Origin of the sequence: Streptomyces sp. NPDC096132 (genome assembly GCF_044763345.1) — a bacterium.
Taxonomy (GTDB): Bacteria; Actinomycetota; Actinomycetes; order Streptomycetales; family Streptomycetaceae; genus Streptomyces.
In genome coordinates this window covers 410777-432529 of sequence record NZ_JBIWGA010000004.1, presented here as the reverse complement: position 1 = coordinate 432529, position 21753 = coordinate 410777, and the positions used below count along the sequence as shown (strand labels likewise).

General features: G+C 74.3%; 16 protein-coding genes. 11 read left to right on the top strand and 5 right to left on the bottom strand.

The genetic code is table 11. From position 1 onward, the window contains the following. Positions 1–74: 74 nt before the first annotated feature. The 8 genes from ACIRF9_RS12545 to ACIRF9_RS12510 all read left to right on the top strand — a co-directional run bounded on the left by ACIRF9_RS12545 (position 75) and on the right by ACIRF9_RS12510 (position 10914). The gene (locus ACIRF9_RS12545; RefSeq protein ID WP_403819682.1) at positions 75–725 is read left to right on the top strand and encodes a thymidine kinase; all 651 of its coding nucleotides are present in this window, start codon (positions 75–77) and stop codon (positions 723–725) included. 92 nt (positions 726–817) lie between these two features. Continuing rightward, the gene (locus tag ACIRF9_RS12540) at positions 818–1243 is read left to right on the top strand and encodes a hypothetical protein (RefSeq protein ID WP_403819680.1); all 426 of its coding nucleotides are present in this window, start codon (positions 818–820) and stop codon (positions 1241–1243) included. 33 nt (positions 1244–1276) lie between these two features. Further along, positions 1277–1822: a nucleotide exchange factor GrpE gene (locus ACIRF9_RS12535; protein WP_403819678.1), complete on the top strand. Its 546-nt coding sequence runs from the start codon at positions 1277–1279 to the stop codon at positions 1820–1822. A gap of 69 nt (positions 1823–1891) precedes the next feature. Beyond that, complete coding sequence (locus tag ACIRF9_RS12530; protein WP_403819677.1) at positions 1892–3466, top strand: Hsp70 family protein; 1575 nt, start codon at positions 1892–1894, stop codon at positions 3464–3466. A gap of 28 nt (positions 3467–3494) precedes the next feature. After that, a complete protein-coding gene (locus tag ACIRF9_RS12525; RefSeq protein ID WP_403819676.1) occupies positions 3495–6122 on the top strand; it encodes a hypothetical protein in 2628 nt (875 codons plus the stop codon). Positions 6123–6133: 11 nt separating this feature from the next. Next, the gene (locus ACIRF9_RS12520) at positions 6134–7222 is read left to right on the top strand and encodes an ATP-binding protein (RefSeq protein ID WP_403819674.1); all 1089 of its coding nucleotides are present in this window, start codon (positions 6134–6136) and stop codon (positions 7220–7222) included. 5 nt (positions 7223–7227) lie between these two features. Next, positions 7228–8658 carry a hypothetical protein gene (locus tag ACIRF9_RS12515; protein WP_403819672.1) on the top strand — a complete coding sequence of 477 codons (1431 nt, stop codon included), beginning with the start codon at positions 7228–7230 and terminating at the stop codon, positions 8656–8658. A 3-nt stretch (positions 8659–8661) separates the two neighbouring features. Continuing rightward, positions 8662–10914 carry a hypothetical protein gene (locus ACIRF9_RS12510; RefSeq protein ID WP_403819670.1) on the top strand — a complete coding sequence of 751 codons (2253 nt, stop codon included), beginning with the start codon at positions 8662–8664 and terminating at the stop codon, positions 10912–10914. A 256-nt stretch (positions 10915–11170) separates the two neighbouring features. On the opposite strand, the gene ACIRF9_RS12505 is transcribed toward ACIRF9_RS12510, so the two are convergent. From ACIRF9_RS12505 to ACIRF9_RS12495, 3 genes are all read right to left on the bottom strand, one after another. Continuing rightward, positions 11171–13789 (bottom strand): NACHT domain-containing protein, encoded by a 2619-nt coding sequence (locus ACIRF9_RS12505; RefSeq protein WP_403819668.1) that lies wholly within the window; start codon positions 13787–13789, stop codon positions 11171–11173. Between the two features lie 57 nt (positions 13790–13846). Then, entirely contained in the window at positions 13847–14695 is an 849-nt protein-coding gene (locus ACIRF9_RS12500; RefSeq protein ID WP_403819666.1) for a hypothetical protein, read from the bottom strand. 82 nt (positions 14696–14777) lie between these two features. Further along, a complete protein-coding gene (locus ACIRF9_RS12495) occupies positions 14778–16832 on the bottom strand; it encodes a BTAD domain-containing putative transcriptional regulator (protein ID WP_403819664.1) in 2055 nt (684 codons plus the stop codon). A 311-nt stretch (positions 16833–17143) separates the two neighbouring features. Between ACIRF9_RS12495 and ACIRF9_RS12490 the strand changes: the two genes are divergently transcribed. Both ACIRF9_RS12490 and ACIRF9_RS12485 read left to right on the top strand, forming a co-directional pair. Next, entirely contained in the window at positions 17144–17626 is a 483-nt protein-coding gene (locus tag ACIRF9_RS12490; RefSeq protein WP_403819663.1) for a hypothetical protein, read from the top strand. Positions 17627–17711: 85 nt separating this feature from the next. Then, complete coding sequence (locus ACIRF9_RS12485) at positions 17712–18632, top strand: hypothetical protein (RefSeq protein ID WP_403819661.1); 921 nt, start codon at positions 17712–17714, stop codon at positions 18630–18632. Here the strand turns inward: ACIRF9_RS12485 and ACIRF9_RS12480 are convergent, their stop codons facing one another. After that, positions 18633–19436, bottom strand: coding sequence for a VOC family protein (locus tag ACIRF9_RS12480; RefSeq protein ID WP_403819659.1), 804 nt, complete (start codon positions 19434–19436; stop codon positions 18633–18635). Positions 19437–19656: 220 nt separating this feature from the next. On the opposite strand from ACIRF9_RS12480, the gene ACIRF9_RS12475 reads away from it, so the two are divergent. Further along, complete coding sequence (locus tag ACIRF9_RS12475; protein ID WP_403819657.1) at positions 19657–20508, top strand: sulfurtransferase; 852 nt, start codon at positions 19657–19659, stop codon at positions 20506–20508. A gap of 128 nt (positions 20509–20636) precedes the next feature. On the opposite strand, the gene sepH is transcribed toward ACIRF9_RS12475, so the two are convergent. Further along, the gene (gene sepH / locus ACIRF9_RS12470; protein WP_403819655.1) at positions 20637–21674 is read right to left on the bottom strand and encodes a septation protein SepH; all 1038 of its coding nucleotides are present in this window, start codon (positions 21672–21674) and stop codon (positions 20637–20639) included. Positions 21675–21753 lie beyond the last annotated feature (79 nt).

Below are 21753 nucleotides of genomic sequence, written 5' to 3'. Positions count from 1 at the left end.
TCCAGTGCCCGTCGACGCCCGGTCGGCGTGTCGTCCCCGGAGTCCCGCTCCCTCGGAAAGGTCACCCTCCACTGATGTCCGAACTGGTGTTTTTCTCCGGGACCATGGATTGCGGGAAGAGTACGTTGGCGCTCCAGATCGGGCACAACCGCTCGGCTCGGGGCCTTCAAGGGGTGATCTTCACACGGGACGACCGGGCCGGGGAGGGCAAGTTGTCCTCGCGGCTGGGACTGGTCACGGAGGCGGTCGAGGCCGCGGAGGGCATGGACCTGTACGCGTATCTGATCGACCGGCTGTCCAAGGGCGGCAAGGTCGACTACGCGATCGTCGACGAGGCGCAGTTCCTGGCGCCGGAGCAGATCGACCAGCTGGCGCGGGTCGTCGACGACCTCGGGCTGGACGTCTTCGCGTTCGGTATCACCACCGACTTCCGGACCAGGCTCTTCCCCGGTTCCCAGCGGCTGATCGAGCTGGCCGACCGGGTGGAGACCCTCCAGGTGGAGGCCCTGTGCTGGTGCGGAGCCCGCGCCACGCACAACGCCCGTACGGTGGGCGGCGAGATGGTGGTCGAGGGCGCCCAGGTGGTCGTCGGCGACGTCAACCGCCCGGCGGAGGAGATCGGTTACGAGGTGCTGTGCCGCCGGCATCACCTCCGCCGGATGACCGCCGCCTCGGCCCGCGCGGGCGCGCTGTCCCCCGACGTCCTGCCGGTCACCTCCGCCTGACGGCGGGAATCCTCCCGCGGTTCCGGCCGCCGCGGGGCCGCCGTGCCCTAGGCTCGATGGGCAACCTGTGCGCTGGAACCCCGGAGGGCGTCATGGACCCGATCGCACCCGAACTGCTCATGGCTCTCGCCGGAGGCACCGCGGGTGCGGCGGGGGAGCAGATCTGGGCGTCCCTGCGCAACCTGGTCGGACGACGGTCGTCGGACGGAGAGCCGTACGAGGGCGAGTTGACGGCCCTCGCCGAGGCGGCGGACAGCTCGGAGCGTGCCGCGGAGCTGGCCGAGGCACTGGCGCTCCGCGCCCGGCAGGACCCGGCGTTCGCCGAGGCGCTCGCGGCCTGGCGGCGCGAGGCCGAGGCGCTGGAGCGCACGTCGACCGGCGCGGGCGACGTGAACAACTCGGTCTCCGGGGGCACCCACGGCACCGTCTTCCAGGCGAGGGACGTGCACGCGCAGGGGTCCATCCACTTCGGTGGCAGCCCTTCCGGCCCGGCGGGTGGCAGGGACACGTCCCGCTGACGCGTCGTACCTCTTTGGTCTACTGTGAGCGATGTGTCAGAACGTGTCGAACCCTGCGCGCTCGCAAACGAGTTCACCGCGGCACTCGCTCGTCAGCAACAGCTCGCGGAGCGACGTGAGGAGGTCGTCACCAGGCTGCACGACGAGGTCGAACGGCTGCGCCGGGGCGAGACCGAGGCGGCGCTCGATCTTGTGCGCCACTCCCTGATCCGGCTCCACGACCAGATCCTGCGCCAGGCCGACCACGTCACCGGCCCGCTCGACGCCGACGAACTGCGGGCACTGCTGACCGCGCTGGCCGACGAGGCGGCGGACACCGTGGCCAGGACCGGTGCGGAGCGGTACGCCCCCGGCCCTGGCGAGCCCTTCGACATGGCCCTGCACCGGCCGGTCGGCCGTGCCGTCGCCGCGGGGCCCGAGCAGGACCGGACGGTGGCGCGTGTCGTGGCGGCCGGATTCGCGCAGGGGGAGCGGATCGTGCGCAAGGCCGACGTCGTCGTCTCCCGGTGGGAACCGGAGTCCCCCGGGGACGTCCCCGTCTCCGGCGGGCTCGACGGCACGGCTGACAAGGACGACTGACAAGGACAACTGACGAGACAACGGACGGGGCGGACGCGACGCGCGGTCGTCCCGGTGGCGGGAGACCGTATGGCCGTCTACGGCATCGACCTGGGGACCACATACTCCTGCGTCGCACGGGTCGACGACGTCGGCAGACCGACCGTGCTGCGCAACCTCGAAGGAGCGGACACCACGCCCTCCGTCGTCTACTTCGAGAGCGCCGAGAGCGTCGTCGTGGGGCAGAGCGCCAAGGACGCCGCCGTCCTCGACCCCGAACAGGTCGTGCAGCTCATCAAGCGGGACATGGGCGACGCGGTGCCGCGCGAGTTCCACGGCCGCACCTACACACCCGAGGAGATCTCCGCGCGCATCCTGCGCAAGCTCGTCGACGACGCGAAGGCCTCCGGCGGCGACGAAGCGCGTGACGTGGTGATCAGCGTGCCCGCCTACTTCGGGCTCGCCGAGCGGGATGCCACCCGCAAGGCCGGCGAGATCGCCGGACTGCGCGTCCTGGACGTGGTGGCCGAGCCCATCGCGGCCGCGCTCGACTACGGGGCCCTCGAAGGAGACGAGGAGCGCGGGGACCGGGCCATCCTCGTGTACGACCTGGGCGGCGGCACCTTCGACACCACCGTGCTCACCCTGCGCGGGCGCGAGCTGACCGTGCTGTGCACGGACGGCGCGAAGGAACTCGGCGGCAGCGACTTCGACGACCGCATCGTGATGCACCTGGTGGAGCGTTTCCGTGAGCGCTTCCCGGACGTCGACGATCCGCTGTCCGACCCCCAGTCGGAGACGCAGCTGCGCAAGGACGCCGAGGACGCGAAGAAGGCGCTGTCCTTCCGCGAGCGCTACACCGTCCGCGTCATGCACCAGGGCAGGGTCGAACCGGTGGAGCTGACCCGGGGACTCGTCGAGGAGCTGACCGGCGACCTGCTCGACCGCACCGTCGACATCACCCGCCGCACCGTCGAGCTGGCCGCGGAGCGCGGTGTGACGTCCTTCGACGAGGTGCTGCTGGTCGGCGGCGCCACCAAGATGCCCGCCGTCGCCGCCACCCTGCGCGCCCAGTTCGGCTTCGAGCCCCGGCTGCACAACCCCGACCTCGCGGTGGCCCGAGGCGCCGCGCTCTACGCCCTCGACCGGGCCGCGTACATCCTCTCCAGCGGTGAACTCCCCGCCGACCTGGCGCCGGACGTGCCGGAGACCGGCCTCACCCACCGGCCCTACGACATCTCCACCGTCGCCTCGCGCGGCTACGGCATCAAGGTCACGGACATCGACACCGGCCGGGAGTACGTCACCCACCTCGTGCACGCCAACGACACCCTGCCGGCCTCCGTGACCGACGACTTCCACACCCTCCGCGACGGCCAGCGGCAGGTCCGGATCCAGGTGATGGAACAGGCGGGCGCGGTGGAGTCGGAGGAGCTGGACCACAACACCGTGGTGGCTCAGGGGACGCTGAAGATCCCACCGGCGAAACCCGCGCGCTGGCCCTTCCAGTGCGTGTTCGAGCTCGACACCTCCGGGCTGCTCACCGTCGTCGCCACCGAGCGCGAGACCGGCGAGCAGATCGAGATCTCCCTCCAGATCGGAGGTCTGTCCCAGGAGGCGGTCGACGACGCGCGGGTCGCGATGAGCCGCCAGCGGATCGGCTGATCGCGGGGAGGACGGGGGAACAGGGGCCGTGGCCTTCGACGAGGTGCGCTACCGGCGCGAGGTGCTCGACGCCGGGTTGCCCGTCACCGAGGACCTGCGCACGCGCTACCAGCTGCCGCGGCACCTCGACGGGCCCGCGGTCGCCGAGACGGTCGCCGCGGTCCGCGCCTGCTGGCGCCGCAGCCGCGCCCGGCTCAAGTACCGTGCGGTCATCGACCAGTTGGAGGCCGGGTACCTCACCCACCGGCCCCTGCTGGACGCGGCCGCCGCCGGGGATCCCGGACCGCTGCGGGCCGCCCTCGCGGCGCACGGCCGACGCGCCGAATCCGAGCGGGCCCGGCTGCGCGCGGCCCTGGAGGAGGCCACGGGCGGGCTCGGCATGCTCGCCGCGCGCACGGTCGCGGAGATCGCCGCCGCCCACCGCGTCCACGAGGATCGGGTGAAGGACCTGCTGGCCGAACTGGGGCTGCGCATCACCGAGCCCGACCCGCTGCCGTCGTCGGTGCCGCATCCGTCGTACGTGCGCTGCGCCGGGCACCTGGAGGCGCTGGGCCTGCGGCATCTCGGCGACTTCCTCGCGACGGGCACACCCGGCGGGCGGACCGAGCGGCCCGTACGCGTCTTCGAGGCGCTCCCGGCCGACCCGCCGACCGTCGAGGCGGCGGCGCGCCGCTGGGGCCGGCTGCCGCACGGCGCCGCGCACACGGCGGCCCAGGCCGTGATCGCCGCCGTCCGCGGTGTACTGACCGAGCAGGGGCCCGAGGGAGTCACCCGGATCCTGCTCCACGAACTGGCGACGCCCCTGCGGACGCGGTACGCCGCGCGCGCGACCCCGGCCACGCTCCTGGCGTACGCGGTGGACGAGCTGTCCGTCGCCGAGCACGACGCGCGGCGACTGGTGTTCGCCGTGCTGCACGAGGCGGCCGGCGATCCGGTGGCGGAGCGGCTGCGCCGCCTGGCCGCGGACGGACGGCTCGCCGAGGCGGCGGCCGTGGCGGACCGGCTGCCGCCCGGCTCGCTCACCGAGGACGTACGCGCGCTGGCCGAGCATGTGCGCGCGAGACTCGCCGAAGCGCGCGCCCTGGTGGACCGCGCCCGCCGACTGCCCTCGGCCGAGGCGGACCGGGCCTGGGACCTGCTGGAACAGGCCGAGGCCGCGGTCGGTGATCTGCCGGGGATCGACGCCGTGCGCCGCGGTCTCGCGGTCCGCCCGGTGTCCGGGCTCACCGCGACCCCGGACGGTGCGGGCGTCACCCTCCGCTGGCGGCCCTCTCCGTCCACGGCGGGCGAGCCCGAGTACGTCCTGCTGCGCACCGAGCGGCGCCCGCCCCACGACGGGGCCGACGGCACGGTGCTGCCGTCGCCGTCGCCGCGTGACACCTCCTACGTGGACCGCTCGCCCCCGGCCTGCGTCCCCCTGTACTACGCGGTCGCCGTGCGCCGGGCCGCCGAACCCGGCAGCGCCCTCTCCCCGCTCGCCGTGGGCGGGCCCGTCGTGCACCGGCCCGAGGTCACCGCCCTCCACCTGCGCCCCGGGGACCGTCGGATCACCGCCGACTGGACCTGCCCCGACCGCGCCCGGACCGTCGAGGTCGTCCGGACCGGGCCGCGGGACGACGAGGTGCGCGTCGCCGCCCGCCGCGACGGCTTCACGGACGGCGCGCTCGTCAACGGCACGACGTACGGCTACCGCATCCGCGTCGTCTACCGCGCCGACGACGGACGGGACGTGCGCACGGAAGGTGTCCGGCGCACCGCCACGCCGCTCGCGCCGCCCGAGCCGGTCACCGGCCTGGACATCCGCTTCCTGGACGGTCACCTCCTGGCGCGCCTCGACCCGCCGCCCCACGGCGAAGTGCGGCTGTACGGCTTCGACGTCGTGCCCCCGTGGCCGGCCGGCACCCGGCTGCGCACGGCGGAACTCCCCGGCCGTCCGATCGTGACGCACCCCGTTCCGGAGGGACTGCGGTTCGCGCCGCCGGGCCGGCCCACCATGCTGCTCGCGGTCACGGTCGTCGGGGAACGCGCCGTCACGGGAGCACACGCCCCGGCCGCCGCTCCGGCGCTCGGCACCCCCACGCTCACTCGGCACGGCGGCACGGGCGTGGCACTCGTCTTCGACTGGCCGCCGGACAGCGGCGACGAGGTCGAGGTCACCTGGCGTACCCCCGGGGAGGCGGGCGAGCAGCGGCGCACCGTCACCCGCGCCGCCTACCGGCACGAGGCGGGCGTACACCTGCCGGTCGCGGACGGCGCCGGGGTGGAGGTCGAGGTGCGGCCGATCGCCGTGCTCGCCGGGCTGCCCGCGTACGGCCCGCCGAGCACGGCCGTGCTGCCGGCACGCGCCGACGTCGACTACCGGCTGGAGCGCCACGGCCTGCCCGGACGCCGCACCGTCACCGCCGTGTTCACGGCGCGCACCACCGTACGGGCCGAGCGGCTGCTGCTGGTGCGGACGCGCGGCCAAGTCCCGCCCCTGGAGCCCGCCGACGGTGACGTCCTCGCGGAAGCCGCCGACGTGACGCTCGGTCCGGGACGGGACGTGAGGCTGTCGGCGCGGCTGGCCCGCGGGCCGGGCGGCCGGCTGCGCTGCTTCGCCGTCGGCGAGGGACTCGTGCTGCGCGACCCGCCGCAGCACACGCTCGAGGTCACCTAGGGGGAGTGGACGTGAGAAGGCCGTGGCGCCGCACGTGGGTGTGCCCGCACTGCTTCCGGAGCATCACCCGAGCCCGGATCGAGTACGTCTGCCCCGGCAGCCCCGCCTGTGCCGAGGACCGCCGCCTCGCGTCCGCCGATCCACGGGCCGGTTCGGCGGTCTGCGGCACCTGCGGCCGCACCACCGGCCGGCTGCGCTGCATCGCCTGCGCGGGCCGGCTGCCGGAGGGCTATCTGCGCACCCCCGGAAAGCTGGTGGCGCTCGCCGGACCGGTCAGCTCCGGCAAGAGCACCTACATCGGCGTCCTGGTGCACGAACTGCTCCACCGGCTCGGCGCCGAACTCGACGCCGCGCTGCTCCCCTGCGACGACGCCACCATGGCCGACTACCACGAACGGTACGAACGGCACCTGTACGAGGAGCAGCACACCGTTCCCAAGACCGCCGAGCACGACGCCGGCCGGCCCCTCGTGCACCGCCTCAGCCGCACCCGGCGAGGCCGCTTCGGACGCGCGCGCCAACAGGTGCTCACCCTGGTCTTCCTGGACACGGCCGGCGAGCACTTCGCCTCCCGCGACCGTATGGAGACCCAGTTGCGCTACTTCGTCGCGGCCGACGCCGTCGTCGTCCTCGTCGACCCGCAGGACCTGCCCGGCGCACCGGTGAAGGACGGCGACGGGGTGCCGGGACGGTCGGGTGACGTGCTCGCCCGGGTGCTGGGCCATCTGGGCGGCGGCGGGAAGGTGACCGTGCCGGTCGCGGTCGCCCTCACCAAGGCCGACCTCCTGTGGCCGCACCTGCCGGACAACTCCCCACTGCACCGCACCCGTAGCCCCGGCCCCGTCTTCGACGCCGACGACCGCGCCGCCGTCCATGCCGAGCTGCAGGCTCTGTTGCGGCGCTGGCAGGAACACCAACTCGACGCGCGGCTGAACGAGTTCTGCGCCGACTACCAGCTGTTCGCGCTGTCCACGCTCGGCACCGCCCCCCGGCAGGGCGGCGCCCTCGGACTCGGCGGCGTGGTCCGCCCGCACCGGGTGGAGGACCCCCTGATGTGGCTGCTGCACCGCTTCGGCGCCCTCGACCGGGGACGGGGGTGATCCGCATGGCAGGACAGGCGCACTACACGTCCGCACCGCCCTCGGCCGACGCACCCCACGGCGGCTTCCGCTTCACCGCCGTCTCCCCGGCGGCCCGCCCCGCCCTCGAGACCCTGCGCCCGCTGACGGGATACCCGCGACCGCCGGGCGCGGACCGGCACCACCCCTTCCCCGTGGCCTTCGCCTACGACCGACCGGACGACGGAGCGGCCGTGCTGACCCGCACCCGCTGCACCGGCCAGGACTACACCGGCCGCTGGGGCAACCACTTCTGCCACGTCCTGTACGCCACCCCCGACGAACTGGCCGGTCTGCGCCCCGTCGAGCTGTGGGACACCCCTCACTGGGCCCCGGCGCCGGCGCAAGACGACGGCCATGACCTGCCCGACCTCGCTCAACTCCTCCCCGGGAGCGCCGTCGGACCCGATCGGGTGGGCCGTCTGCTGGCCGGCCTCGGCGTCCCCGGCCTCCGCCTCCTGGAGCGGCTGCTCACCGCGGCCCTGCGGGCAATGGCCGGCGAGGGCCCCGGTGCGACCCTGGTCTCCGCGGACGCGGACCGCGTCGTCGACTGGATCGCCGCCGTCTCCTACACCCTGCCCGCGGGCCTGGCCGCGCGGCTGACGTTCACGACGTACACCGCGCGGCCCGAGGACGACCGCCGCCATCTGACCGGAACCGGGCCGGAGACCGCCGACCGGGCCGCGGGTCCGGTGTTCCACCTCGACCGGCCGGCCGGGGACGGCTGTCCGGAGCCGAGCCCCACGGCACGGTTCCTCGCGGGCGCGCTGGGCACCGGGCGCCTCGACGTCCTGGACGCCGTCGCGGAACTCTGGGACGCGGGCCCGGCCGACGGTGTCGAGGCGGGCGTACGGCGGCTGCGGGCCGGGTGCGCGCTGCTCGCACCGGACGGCGACACGGGGGCCCTCGGCAGGAAGGACGCACGGCTCGGGGACCTCGTACGTGCCATCGCGGAGCTGCGCCCGCGGGAGGCGGGACTGGCTCCCGAGCGCCTGCGGGACGCCGTCGCGCGCCACCTCGCCGACCGGACCGCACCGCTCGGCGACGTACCGGCCGCGCTCGCTCCCCTGCCCGGCCCGTACCGGTCGGCCGTCCTCACCGGGCTGCTGACCGCCCTCGAAGCCACCGCCGGACCACGGACAGCCGCCCTGGACACGCAGACCCTCGCCTCCCTCGCCTCCCTCGTGGACGAAGCACCGGAGGCGTTCGCCGCCGCCCCCGCCACCGCGCTGCACGTACTGCGCCGCGCACCCGGCGAGCCCCGCCCGGCCGCGCTGAGGATCCTGCGGCTGTTCCGAGAGGGGCTGTGGGAGGAGACGGAGACCTACGAGGCGCTGCGCGATCTGGTGCGGGCCGAGGAACCGGAGCGGGCGCCACGGCCGCTGTGGCGACGCGGGCCGGCCCGGGAGAGGGACTGAACCGTGGCCAACCCCGTGATCCTGCTCCTGATGACCGCGCTGCTCGTCGTCCTGGTCGTCGGCTACGGCGTCCTCGTCACCCTGCCCCTGCTGGTGTGGACCCAACTGCACACCGTCTGGCGGACCTTCGGCCGGGCCCCCCACAGCCCACCCGACCCGCACGGCGAACCGGCCACCCCCGGCTACCTCCGCGTCACCGCCCCCCGCGACCTGCGCGCCACCTGGTGGGACGGGCTCGAACAGCACGAACGTCTGATGGGCGACGCCGAGCGGTTCATGGTCGACCGGGTGGGCGACGCCTTCCGCCGGTCGCAGCGGAGCGGGACCGGCGGGCAGGGCTGCCTGATGCTCTTCCTGCGCCCGGCCTTCCTGCTCACGGCCGTCGCCGTCGTGCTGACCGCGACCGCGCTCAGCATCCTCCCGCTGCTGTTCGCGCTGCTCGTGTGGGCGCTGTGCTGTGCGCTGTGGACCCTGTGGTGGGCGGTGTGGGCGGCCGTCGCGCGGACGGGGCGCGCGCTGCGCGGCGGGCCGGCGCCCTGCCCGTACACGGGCTGCGGCCGCACCGTCCACCGTCCGGTCCGGCTGTGCCCCACGTGCCGGGCACGACACCGGCAGTTGGTGCCCAACCGGTACGGCGCCTTCCGGCACCGCTGCCGCTGCGGCACCCGCCTGCCCGCCGTCCTCGGCACGCACCGGCTCGACGCGTGCTGTCCGCACTGCGGGAACGCGCTGCCCGCCGGCTACGAACGGGCACGGATCGTCGTGCTCGTCGGGGGCTCGGCCGCGCACCGCGGCGCGGTGCACCGGCAGGCGCTGGCCGAGCTGGGTGCCACGGCCGCGGCAGAGCCGCCGCTCGTACGCACGGCCGGCGCCCCGCCCGTCCTGTGCTGCGACCCGCCCGGTGACGCGTACGGCAGCCAGGAGTCGGTGGCCGCGCTGGACGTGCTGCGGCATGCCCGTGGACTGCTGCTGGTGGTGGACGACCCCGCCGCGCACAGCGACGCCGTGCACGCCGTGACCCGCGTCCTGCACGTCCTCACCGCCCAGCCCGCGCGGCGCCGTCCGCACCGGTGCGCACTGCTCCACACCCGGACCGCGCACGGCGACGACACCGCCGTGCGCGCCCGGCTGGAGGCGGACGACGGCGGCCATCTGCTGCGCGCCCTCGACGCCACGGGCATCCCGGTGCGCTGCGTTCCCGCCTCGGCCCTCACGGGGACCCTGGGGTGGCTCGCCGGCACGACCGGTACGGCGGGCTCCGGGCAGAGCATGACGCCTCCGCCCCTGCGCCGGCCCGACGACACGGCGGTCCGCCTCCCCCGGCACCGCGCCGCCCGGCACAGCCTCCTGCTCACCCACCTCGCCGGCTACCTGGTCATTCCGCTCGCCCTGGTCCTCCTGGAGACAGGCGTGCTGCCGCCGGACGCTCTCCTCGGCCTGCCCGAGAGATACGACAAGTGGCGCCATCCGCTGACCGCTTCGGTCCGCGAGGTCGATCTCACCGCGGCAGCCACCCGGGACTGGCCCAGGCTCAGCGCCAGTTACTCGGCGCCGGGACATCCGCCCTCCGCGGCCCTGCCGGGCCACGCGGGCTACTGGTCGGTCAAGGGAGCCCCGAAGAAGAACAACTGGCTGAGGCTCGACTTCGGGATGCCGCTGCCGCTGAGCGAGGTGTCGGTGGACTTCGACCCCGACAGCATCGAGTTGCTCGGGCCGGATGTCGGCGTGGACGGCCAGGTCGGTGCCCGCGACATCCTGTTCCCGCCCGGGCACTCCCGCGAGCAGAAGCTGGGTGCCTACTTCACCAAGACGTACGGCTACGACATTCCCGTCCCGGAAGCCGTCGACTCCGTCCGCATCGGCCTGGGCTCTTTGCTCGACAAGGAGGGCGGCGAAGAACAGCGGCTCCGCCTGCGCGAGTTCAACATCCGCTGGACCAGCTCCGACGCCCTGCGTCTGCACCCGGCGGACGGCGGCCGGCTCCTCGTGGAGAACGCCACCGCCCGCGCCCTCGCCCTCACCGTACGACCGCCCCTGCTGCCGGCGGGCTGGCGGGCCACCCTCGTCGGACGGCCGCCCCGGACCCTCGGAGCACACGACACCTACGAGGCGCGCTGGCGGCTCACGCCCCCCGACGGGACCACGGGCCGCGTTCCCATCGCCTACGCCGTCGACATCAGCGAGGACGGCCGGACGGTGACCGCACGCTGCCTGGCCCTCCTCACGGACTCCCTGGACACCGAGCCGCTCTGCTGAGGGCTCAGAGCCTGTGTCATATCCCCGGCCGGGCGCGCGGCGTCTGGCACGCGCTCCCCCAGAGGGGGGACCCCCAGCCGCGTTGCCGAAACGCCCACGTGGCTCCTCCCCCACTCTCGAATGCGCTCGAGCGGGGGCACCCCCATCGAGGGCGCTCCGGCGCCTTGCGATCTGGGGGTGCCCCCTCTGGGGGTGCCCCCTCTGGGGGAGCACCAGACGCCGCGCACTGATCCGGCCGGGGATATGACACAGGCTCTCAACGGCCCCCGGACGACGCCGTCCCCGTCCAGCGGGGCCCCGCGAAGTCGGCCAGGGCCGCGCCGAGGTCGGGATCCGCCCGCGGCGAGAAGCCGAGCGGCAGGACGAAGTACCACCCCTCGCCCATACGGGAGCGGCGGGGCGGGCGTGGGGCGTCGGCGAGCAACCGGACCTGGAGTGCGTAGAACCGCGCATCCCGGCCCCGGACGATCGCGCGGCGCACGGTGATCTCCTCGACGTGCCGCCACGCGTAGGAGCGCCGCTTGCGTCCGATCAGGGAGGTGACGCCGTCCCGGGTCAGCTCCAGCTCCAGCCGCCGTCGCGGCATGAGCAACCCGGCCACGGTGATCACGGCGCCGAGGAAGGGCCACAGGAGCAGCGCCACCCACGCCTGGGCCTGCTGCCACTGGCCGGACACGGTCATCCGGACGGCGAAGACGCCCATCAGCGGCCCCAGCACCGCCCAGTGGGCCAGCGGCAGCCTCCTGGACCGACCGCGCAGGTGGTAGTGGTCCGCGGTGCGTTCCACCGTGAAGTGGCCGGAGTCCGTGAGCGCGGGCACGCGGTCCGCCTCGGCGCGGGGGGAGGCGCCGCCCTCGACCCGCTCCTGAGCGCGCTGTCCCGCCAGGTGGTCCTGGAGCCGCCGGTTGCGGAAGCGGTACGTCCCGCCCGACCACTGCAGCAGGCCGGCCGTGCGCGCGTCCCCGAGGAACGTCATCAGCGGCCAGGGCACCCGGCCCGTCGCCGCGAGCGAGCACTTGGCGAGCATCCAGCGGCTCCACGGACTGAGCAGCACGAACGTCGCCGAGGCCCCCGCCCAGCCCGCGAACGCCGGCCACCACCCGTCGCTTCCGCCGAGCCAGAAGAACGCACCCGAACCGATCCCGATCAGCGGCGCCACCAGCGTCAGCGTGGTGACGAGCGCGGACTGTTCGCCGCGCAGCAGTGCGTCGGGAGTGGCGGCGTCCACGGTGTCGGCCGGAGCCGCGTACACGATGGTCAGCAGGACCGGCAGCACACCGCCGACCGAGAACCAGACCAGGACGGCGTCCGGTGCCACGAAGACGTACAGGGCGAGCATGAGGACGACGAGGGCGGGACCGCCCACCAGCGCCGCGAGGCGGACCCGCGGCCCCACCCGCGAGGTCTGGTCGAGGGCGCGCAGGGCGTGGATGAACAGCAGGGGGTTGGCGCTGCGCCGCGGCTCGCCGATCCGATGCCCGAACCAGGAGGCCGTCACGGACCGCGCGATGCCCGCGAAGAGGACCCCGCCCCACACCGGCGACGTTCCGGCGAGGTCACCCAGCACCGAGTCCTCCGCATAGCCGGACATGACGGCCTTGATGACGAAGGAGAGCAGGATGCCCGTCGCGAGCAGCGCGGGCACGGCGAGCAGCCGGGGCAGCGGTGCCTTGTACAGCCGCCACCAGGCCAGCTCCGACTCCTCGCGACGGCTCATCAGCCGTGCCAGGTACGCGAGCCAGACGCCGGCCCGTTCGGCGTCCCAGGCGCGGGGCGGGTGCAGCCGACCGGGCTCAGGGGGGCGGGACGGAAACGCGGCGGGCACGATCCGGTCGAGCAGATGCGCCTCGACGGCGGCGCGGGTCGGGAACCGCCTCCGGTCCGCCAACTCCCCGGGATCCGCCGGCTGCCGCTCGTAGGACCGGCGCACCAGCCACACCATCAGCGGACTGGTCAGGGCCCAGGCGGCCGGCGCGGAGGGTTCCCTGCGCAGGGTCTCCAGCAGGCGTGACCAGGCCGCCGCGCGAGCCGGGGGCCGGGCCCTGCGGAGGTAGTCCGCCACCTCGTCGGGGCGCAGCGGCAACGACTCGATCACCGTCGCGTGCCGCAGCCCCTTGCCCTCCTGGTCGAGACGCTCGTACTCGGCCGTGCGGGACACCAGCACCGCGTCCCCCGTGCCGCCGAGGCCGGCGTTGAGCCGGTCGAGCACCTCGGCGCGGCGGTGTGCGGGAAGTTCGTCGAGACCGTCGAGGACGGGCAGCACCCGCCGCTCGAGGACGAGCCGACGGGCCGGGTGGACGCCGTCCACGGGCGGCAGACCGGGGTGGTCCTGGCGCAGCCGGTCCACCAGCCAGTCGGTGAGGGACTGCCGACGGGTGTCCCAGGACTCCAGCGACACCACGAGCGGCACCGGCACGTCGGTCTCGCCCTGGGTGAGCCGGCGGGCGAGGAGTTCGAGGGTGAGCAGGACGGAGAGCACGGTCTTGCCGGACCCGGCGGCACCCAGCACGACCAGCCGCCGCCGGGGCCCGAGCCTGAGGAAGGTCCCGGCGATGGTGTCGGTCCCGGAGCCCGCGGGCACGTACTCCCCGGCGGACGCCACGCGCCGGCTGGGCGTCCAGCGCACGGGCAGCGGTTCGGGATCGGTCATGTCCCAGGCGTCCGCCTCGGCCCGCCACCGGAGCAGGAGACTGCGGGCGAGCCGCCGCTCGGCCGCGGCCAGCGGGGCGTCGTCATCGGGTGGCGGAGACTCCACGCGCAGCGTCAGATGGAGATCGCCTTCGAGGATCCCGATCTGCACCAGATACTCGGCCGTGCAGTCGACCGCGGTGTTGCTGATGTGCGGCACACCGCCGGAGTCCGCCCGTCCCGCCATGTACGTCCGCCCCCGTCGTCGCCCTTCCCACTGTACTGAGCGGGATTTCTGTACCGATCAGGATTTCGCCGGGTCCCCGTGCAGACGGACCGTGCTGAGGATCTTCATGATCGTCGAGTCCGGCACCTCGTCCTGCCCGCCCGTGTCGGCGACGAGGCTCCAGGCGACGAACTCGCCCGCGGAGTTCTTGAAGCCGAACATGACGGCCTTGCCGTCGCTCGCGCACCTGCCCTTCCGGGGCGTGTTCCCGGACCGGGACCAGGCGATGCTGCCCTTGACGCCGGACCGGGTCGTGTACGGCTTCGCCGTCCTGTCGGTGGTGATGCTCTTCTTGTCCGGCTGCGTGTAACCGCCGTAGATCCACAGGCCCACCTCGTTCAGGACGGCGTCGGCGGTGTTCCTGGCGCCCTTTTCACCCTTGGTGCCCGCCACCGCCCGCACGAAGCCGTCCACGCGGCCGTCCTTGTCGTCGTCGGACAGGCACCAGTTCTCCTTGAAGACCGCCGTTCCGCCCACGGCGATGAGGAACTTGCCCCAGTTCTCGGGGTCGTCGTGGTCGAGCTTGTCGTCCCCGAAGGCGAACAGCAGGTCCGGATCCTTGACGTCCCAGTCCGGAGGTACGTCGAAGGCCGTGCCCCACTCGGGGTTGACGACCACCTTCCAGCCCGGGACGGTCGGCTTCGCGGTCCCGGTGCCGCCCGGGGTGCCGGACGCCGACGCCGTCGCGCTCTGCGAGGCACTCGCCGACGCCTTCGCGTCGGTGCTGCCGGCGACGCCGGCCTTCTCGCCGCCCAGGAGCAGAGAGCCCGTGAGGCCGACGGTGACGACCACGGTCGTGGCCGCGGCGACGGCGGCGGCCTTCGCCCGGTTCCCGCCGCCCCCGCCGGACGGCTGTCCTAACCACATGGTCGTCCACCATAGGTGCGGGCCGTCCCCCCAAGGGAGCCCCAGTTGCGGGCCGTCCCGAAGGAAGCCCCACGGCGCCGCTTCACCGAAGGACCGCCCCCCTCGGCAGGAAGCCGTCCGTGTGCCGGGGGTACGGCGGCTCGTGGTGGTCGAGGAGGCGGCGGGGCCGATCCGGCGGCCTGCTCCGCTCGGGCACGTCGCCGTCCGGTGTCCGGGGGACGCGGCCCGGCCGGTGCTCCTGGTGGGCGGCGTGGCGGACGAGCGTGAGCCACAGGCGCAGGGCACGTTCCACCGCGGCCCAGCGGTCGGCCGCGGAGTCCTCGGCGTAGGCCCGTTCCTCGGCGTACAGCCGTACGAGTTCGTGGAAGCGGTAGCGGATCCGGCCGGTGTCGTCGGGATCCAGGACCTCCAGCAGGTGGGCCTCCACCAGTGCCTCGACCAGCCGTTCGGCCTCGGCGACGGAGACCCCGAGCAGGGGCGAGCCCAGCCAGGGCGCGAGGTCGACCGGCCCCAGCAGGCCCAGGCGCCGGAAGGCCAGACGTTCCGGCGTGGACAACCCCCGGTAACTGCGCGCGATTCCGGTGCGTACGTCCAGATCGCCGGCGCACAGCTCGTCCAGTCGGCGGTGTTCGTCGCGCAGCCGCGAGGCCAGCCCGGCGAGCGGCCACCGGTCGCGGGCGCCGAGCCGGGAACCCACGACGCGGATCGCGAGCGGCAGCCCACCGCACAACCGCGCGATGTCGAGCGCGGCCGACGGTTCCGCGGCCACCCGGTCGGTGCCCACCAGATGACCGAGCAGCTCGGTCGTGGGCCGCGGGCCGAGGGCTCCCAGTCCGACCCGGGCCGACGCGTCCAGCCCGGTCAGGTGCCGGCGGCCGGTGACCAGCGCGGCGCTGCCGCCGGCCCCCGGCAGCAGCGGCTGGACCTGGCGGTCTCCGGCGGCGTCGTCGAGGACCACCAGGACCCGGCGGCGGGCCAGCATCGTGCGATAGAGCGCGGTGCGTTCGGAGAGGGCACCGGGCACGTGCTCCGCGCGGACGCCCAGCGCACGCAGGAACTCCGCGACGACCTCGCCCGGATGCGCGGCACGGGCGGGATCGGCGCCGCGCAGGTCCGCGTACAGCCGCCCGTCGGGGAAGGACGTCGCCACCCGGTGTGCGACGTGCAGGGCGAGCGCCGTCTTGCCGACACCGCCCATCCCGTGCACGACACAGACCCGGCCGGGGACCTCCGCACCGGAGCCGCCGGCCTGGGTGAGCGCCGTGACCAGACGCTCCGTCTCCGCCCGCCGGCCCGTCAGACGGCCCACCGCGGCGGGCAACTGCTCGGGCACCCGGAGCCCGGCGGTGGCGGCGGCTGGTTCCGGGGTGAGCCGGGGGAGGCGGTTGCCGGGGCCGAGCACGTCGGCGGCCAGCAACTGCGCGTGCAACTCGGTCAGTTCACGCCCGGGCTCGACACCGAGTTCCTGCCGCAGCAGCCTGCTGCAGTCCCGGTACACGGCGAGGGCGTCCGCCCGGCGCCCGGCCCGGTACAGGGCCACCATCAGCAGACCTCGTAATCGCTCCCGCAGCGGATGCTCGGACACCAGCCGGGTCAGCTCACCGATCAGTTCCGCACCGCCGCCCGCCTGGAGCCTGGCGTCCATCAACTGCTCGGCGGCGGCGGTCCGCATCTCCTCCAGCCGGGTCGCCTCCACCCGCAGCGCGGGGGTCCTCGGACCGCCCAGGGCGGGGCCGCGCCACAGGCCCAGTGCCCGCTCCAGGGTGTCGGCCGCCGCCGCGTGCCGGCTGCGCCCCGTCTCCATCCGGCTCCGCTCGACCAGGTCCTGGAAGAGCCACAGGTCCAGCTTCTCCGCCTCCGGCTGGAACAGATAGCCGCTGGGCCGGGTCACGATCACCGGTGCGCGCCCGGGGCGGTGCAGCACCCGGCGCAGGGCCGCCACATAGCTCTGGACCAGTTTCGCGGCGGTGGCCGGCGGCTCCTCCCCCCACACCGCGTCCACCAGGCGGTCCACCGGCACGACACGGCCGGCGTCGACCAGGCCCGCGGCCAGCAGCGCGGTCGGTTTGCGCGCGAAGGACGGAAGTCTCCGTCCTGCCCCCCACACCTCCACCGGTCCCAGCACCCGGAATTCCATGCGTCCCCCCACGAATCCCCCCGACGCGCCGGAGCGTGCACGCGCCGCTGTCTCGGTCTGCGGCCAACGATGCCGCGCGCTACCCGCGTGGCGCCAGAGTCCCGCCGAGCCCACCCGGACCCCGCCGGGCCACCAGGCCCACCAACCGCGGTGCACCGGCCACGCTGCACCGGAACTGCACCAGAACGGCGGTCGTCCTGCGCCACCGCTGCACCACACGGGTTCACGGTGAGTCGGCGAGGAGCGGCGCGCGACGCGCCGCCCCGTTCCCACCGGGCCCGCCGGGACCCGGACGACGGAAAGGGAGAGGCATGACGGTACGAACCACGGTGTCAGGGATGCGCAGGAGGCTCGCGGTGGTCACGGGGCTGGCCGCGATGCTGGCCGCCGGAGGCGCGGTCGTCGCGTCGCCGGCGTCGGCGGGCCCCAACTGCTCCTCGGGCTTCCACTGCGTCTTCATCACCGACATCAACTCGGGCAAGCACTCGTACTTCGACACCGACACGAACTTCGGCGACGACACGTTCAGCGGCGGAGCCGCGGTGAACAACAACGTGTGGTCCGCCAGTAACTCCAGCAACAGCGGATACGAGAGCCACTACTACAACTACACCGGCAGTGACTGGGCCTCGAACGACTTCCTCTTCTGCGTGAACCCCGGCCACTACGCCAACTCCCACTTCGACGACGGCGGCACGGACAGCAGGGCGAACGGCGCCCCCCTGCCCACCTACCTGCGGGACAAGGCCAGTTCCCTGCGGCTGCGCGGCACGACGTCGATCGACTGCTACTGACACCGGACGCGCCGGGTCCCGGCGGCCGTCCGCCGGGCCCCGCGCACACCGACGACCACCCACGACGAGGATCGACGGGGAACTCATGTTGCTGATCACTCGAGGCAGCCGTGGCCGCCGTGTCGCCGCGCTCCTGCTCGTCCTGGCCGTGGGCGCGACGGCATGGGCCTTCGGCACCCGGGCCGGGGGCTCCGAGCCGGGAGCCGCGCACGCCGCGGCCCCTTCGCCGGCGGAACTGGACGAACTCGGCAGGAAGCCGCCGATCTACGCGCTGGTCTACAGCTGGGGCCCGGAGAAGGAACGCATCGCCACCGCCCAGCAGCGGCTCATCACCACGTGCATGGCGCGCAAGGGGTTCACCTACCGGGCGGCGCCCGTGGCCGCGGCGGGGGAGACCGACATCCCGCGTCCGAGGCCCTTCGGTGTCGAGACCCTGGAGACCCTGGAGCCCCCGGCGGACGAGGCGACCGAGTCGCTGCCCCCCGAGCAGCCCCGGAGCGAGGCGTTCACCCGGGCGCTGTTCGGGGACCAGGACGACACGGTGTCGGTGAAGGGCAGGTACGTCGACGTGTCGCAGCCCTCGACGGGCTGTCAGGCCGAGGCGGAGAAACGGCTGCTGGGCGACGGACGCCTGCGGTGGCTGACGCTGCGTCTGCGGCTCGGTGAGGGGGAGAAGGAGTCGCTGTCGGGCCTGGACCGCGACCGGGCGTTCCGGACGGTCACCGCGCGCTGGCGCAGTTGCATGGCGCACGCGGGGTTCGAGGCCGAGTCCCCCGTACGACTGCTCAAGGCGCTGCCCGCCGGGACCGAGGTCCGCACGCATCCGGCCGTCCGGGCGGACGTGCGATGCAAGGCCGACACGGACTATCTGCCGACCGCCTACTCCAGGCTCGCCGCACTGCAGCAGCGGTGGCTGGACGCGCACCCCGACGTCCTCGCGGACCGCACGGCGCTGTTCCTCCGGCAGCAGTCCGCCGCGGACCGTGTGCTCGGCACCCGGCCGTGATCAGCGGGGTCCCTGGATCAGGGCGAAACGGGCCCCCTCGGGGTCGGCCACGGTGGCCACGCGCCCGTGCGTGCTGTCCCGGGCCGGCCCGAGGACGTGTCCGCCGAGGTCGGCGACGAGCGCGAGCGCGGCGTCCGCGTCGGCCACCTCGAAGTACGTCACCCAGTGCGGCCCGCGGTCCCGGGGCAGCCCGGTGCCCACCCCGTGGATGCCGGCGACCGGGCGGCCGCCGACGTGCAGGGTCACGTAGTCGAAGTCGGCGGACCCCACCGGCTCCTGCGCGTAGCCGAAGACGGTCTCGTAGAACTTGCCGACGCTCGCGGTCTCGAAGGTCAGCAGTTCGTTCCAGGCGGGTGTGCCGGGCACCCCGGTGATGTCCGTGCCGCGGTGGGCCGCCGCCTGCCAGATGCCGAAGACGGCGCCGGAGGGATCGGAACCGATCGCGAGGCGCCCGGCGTCGGCGGCGTCCAGGGGCCCGACCCCGACCGTGCCGCCGCACAGGCGCACCGTTTCGGCACTCGCGTCCACGTCGTCGGAGGCGAGGTACGGCGTCCAGGCGACGGGGAGGTGGCGGTCCGGGGGCAGTTGGCCGATCCCGGCCACCTCACGGCCGTCGAGCAGGGCCCGCACATACGGGCCGAGCTGCTGCGGGCCGGGTTGGAATTCCCAACCGAACAGCTCACCGTAGAACTCCTGGGTGGCCGTCAACCCATGCACCATCAGACTCACCCAGCAGGGTGTACCGGGCGCGTACCGGGCGTGCGCTGTGCCGTCCATGCCGGCCGACCCACGTGCCTCGGTCATCGTCCCTCTCTCCTCGGCCCCTCGCGGTGGCCGTGTCGCGTCCGCCCTCGGAGGATGCCTGATGGGGGGTTTCTCGTCGGTTTACGCGCGGTTGTCGACGTATGTCGATCACCTGTACGGCATGTGCTCGATCCCGCACGCCTTGTGATCGACCGTGTCCGGCCGAGCAGAGTAGCCGGACCTGAGCGTGGGGGCCACCCCGTGCGCGAGGATGGTGGCCATGAACGCCATCATCACCGCAACCGACCTCGCCGGCGACCTGGCGGGGGAGAACCCGCCGGTCGTCCTCGACGTCCGCTGGCAGCTCACCGTGGCCAGGGCGGCGGGCGAGCCGCCCTTCGACGGCCGGGCCGCCTACGAGGCCGGGCATGTGCCCGGCGCGGTCTACGTCGACCTGGACCGGGAGCTCGCGGGCGCGGCGGGCGCCGCCGGCCGGCATCCGCTGCCCGACCTCGCGGAGTTCGGCGCGGCGATGCGCCGGGCCGGGGTGTCGGCCGGGCGGCCGGTGGTCGTGTACGACGGCGGGCAGGGCTGGGCGGCGGCCCGCGCCTGGTGGCTGCTGCGCTGGAGCGGGCACCCGGACGTGCGGGTCCTCGACGGCGGACTGCCGCAGTGGCGCGGGGAGCTCTCCGTCGACGTCCCCGCGCGCGTGGAGGGTGACTTCGAGCCGGTGCCGGGCGCCGCCGGTCTCCTCGACGCGGACGCCGCCGCCGAACTGGCCCGCTCCGGAGTGCTGTTCGACGCGCGCGCGGGGGAGCGGTACCGGGGCGAGGTCGAACCGATCGACCGGGTCGGCGGGCACATCCCCGGCGCGGTGTCCGCGCCCACCACCGACAACGTGGGCCCGGACGGCCGCTTCCTGCCCGCGGAGGAGCTGCACGACCGCTTCAAGGCGCTGGGGGCGTCCGACGGGACCGAGGTGGGCGTGTACTGCGGTTCGGGTGTCTCCGGCGCCCACGAGGTGCTGGCGCTGGCGGTGGCGGGCATTCCGGCGGCCCTGTACGTGGGCTCCTGGTCGGAGTGGTCGTCGGACCCGTCCCGGCCGGTCGCCGTGGGCCCCGACCCGCAGTGACCTGTCTCGCACCCGGGCGTACGAAGGGGCCGCACCGAGTAGGTGCGGCCCCTTCGTACGTATGAACCGTCGTGCGAACCGATGTCCGTGAACCGGCGTGCGCCCCGGCACCGTTGCCGGACGGCGGCTTATTCCTGTTTCTTGCGGCGCGTCCCGAACACGATCTCGTCCCAGCTCGGCACCGCGGCCCGGCGGCCCGGACGGACGCCGTCCGCCTCGGCCTGGCGGTCGGTGGCACCGATCAGCCGGTCGCGGTGGCTGCCGACCGAGCGCGGCATGAGGACGTCCGCGTAGGCGGAACCGGCGGAGGCGGCGGGCGCCGGCGGCTCCTCGGCCGCGGGCTCCTGCTCCTCGGGCTCCTCCTCGGGCTCCGTGGGACGCTCCGGGACCACCATGTCGCCCCGGAAGCTCGGTACCGCCTCCAGCAGGCTGGTCAGCGAGTCCCGCTCCCGCTCACCCGTGCTCTCCTCGGCCGGCTCGGACGCCTGGGCGGGCAGGCTCGGCCGCTCCAGCGCACGGTCCATCGAGCGGTCGCGTGGGAGCCGCGCGATGCGCGGGACGAAGGGAAAGCTGGGCTCGGGCGCGGCGAGGTCGTCGGACTCGCCGATCAGCGAGCGCGCCTCGTCGTCGACGGCCTGGACGAGCCGCCGGGGCGGGTCGTACGTCCAGCTCGCCGAGTGCGGTTCACCCGCGACCAGGTAGACCAGCAGGACCTCCCAGGTGCCGTCGTCGCGGCGCCAGGAGTCCCACTGGACGGTGTCCTTCTCGGCGCCGCGCAGCAGCAGCCGCTCCTGGACCGCCTCGCCGAGCTGGGGCCCGGCGGCGTTCTCACCGGGCCGGCGGACGGGAGTCTTGCGGGCCCGCTCGGCCATGAAGGCACGCTCGGCCAGCACGGGGCCCTCGAACCGGCGTACGCGGTCGACGGGGATGCCTGCCATCTGCGCGACCTCTTCCGCGGTCGCGCCGGCACGTATACGCGCCTGGATGTCTCGGGGGCGGAGATGGCTCTCCACCTCGATCTCGATCTGGCCGAGGCGGGGACGGTCGCCGCGGACGGCGGCGCGCAGACGCTCGTCAATCGGAAGCGTGTACTCCGTGCTGTCCGCAGCCTTCAGCACCAGCCGTGTGCCGTCATTCGAGACGGCCACGACACGCAGTTCGGGCATGGGGACCTCCCGGGTGGTGCCTGCCGACGTCACGTGCGTCGCTGCTTCCGCTAGTCGAGTGTGGCCTGCCCGGGTGCAG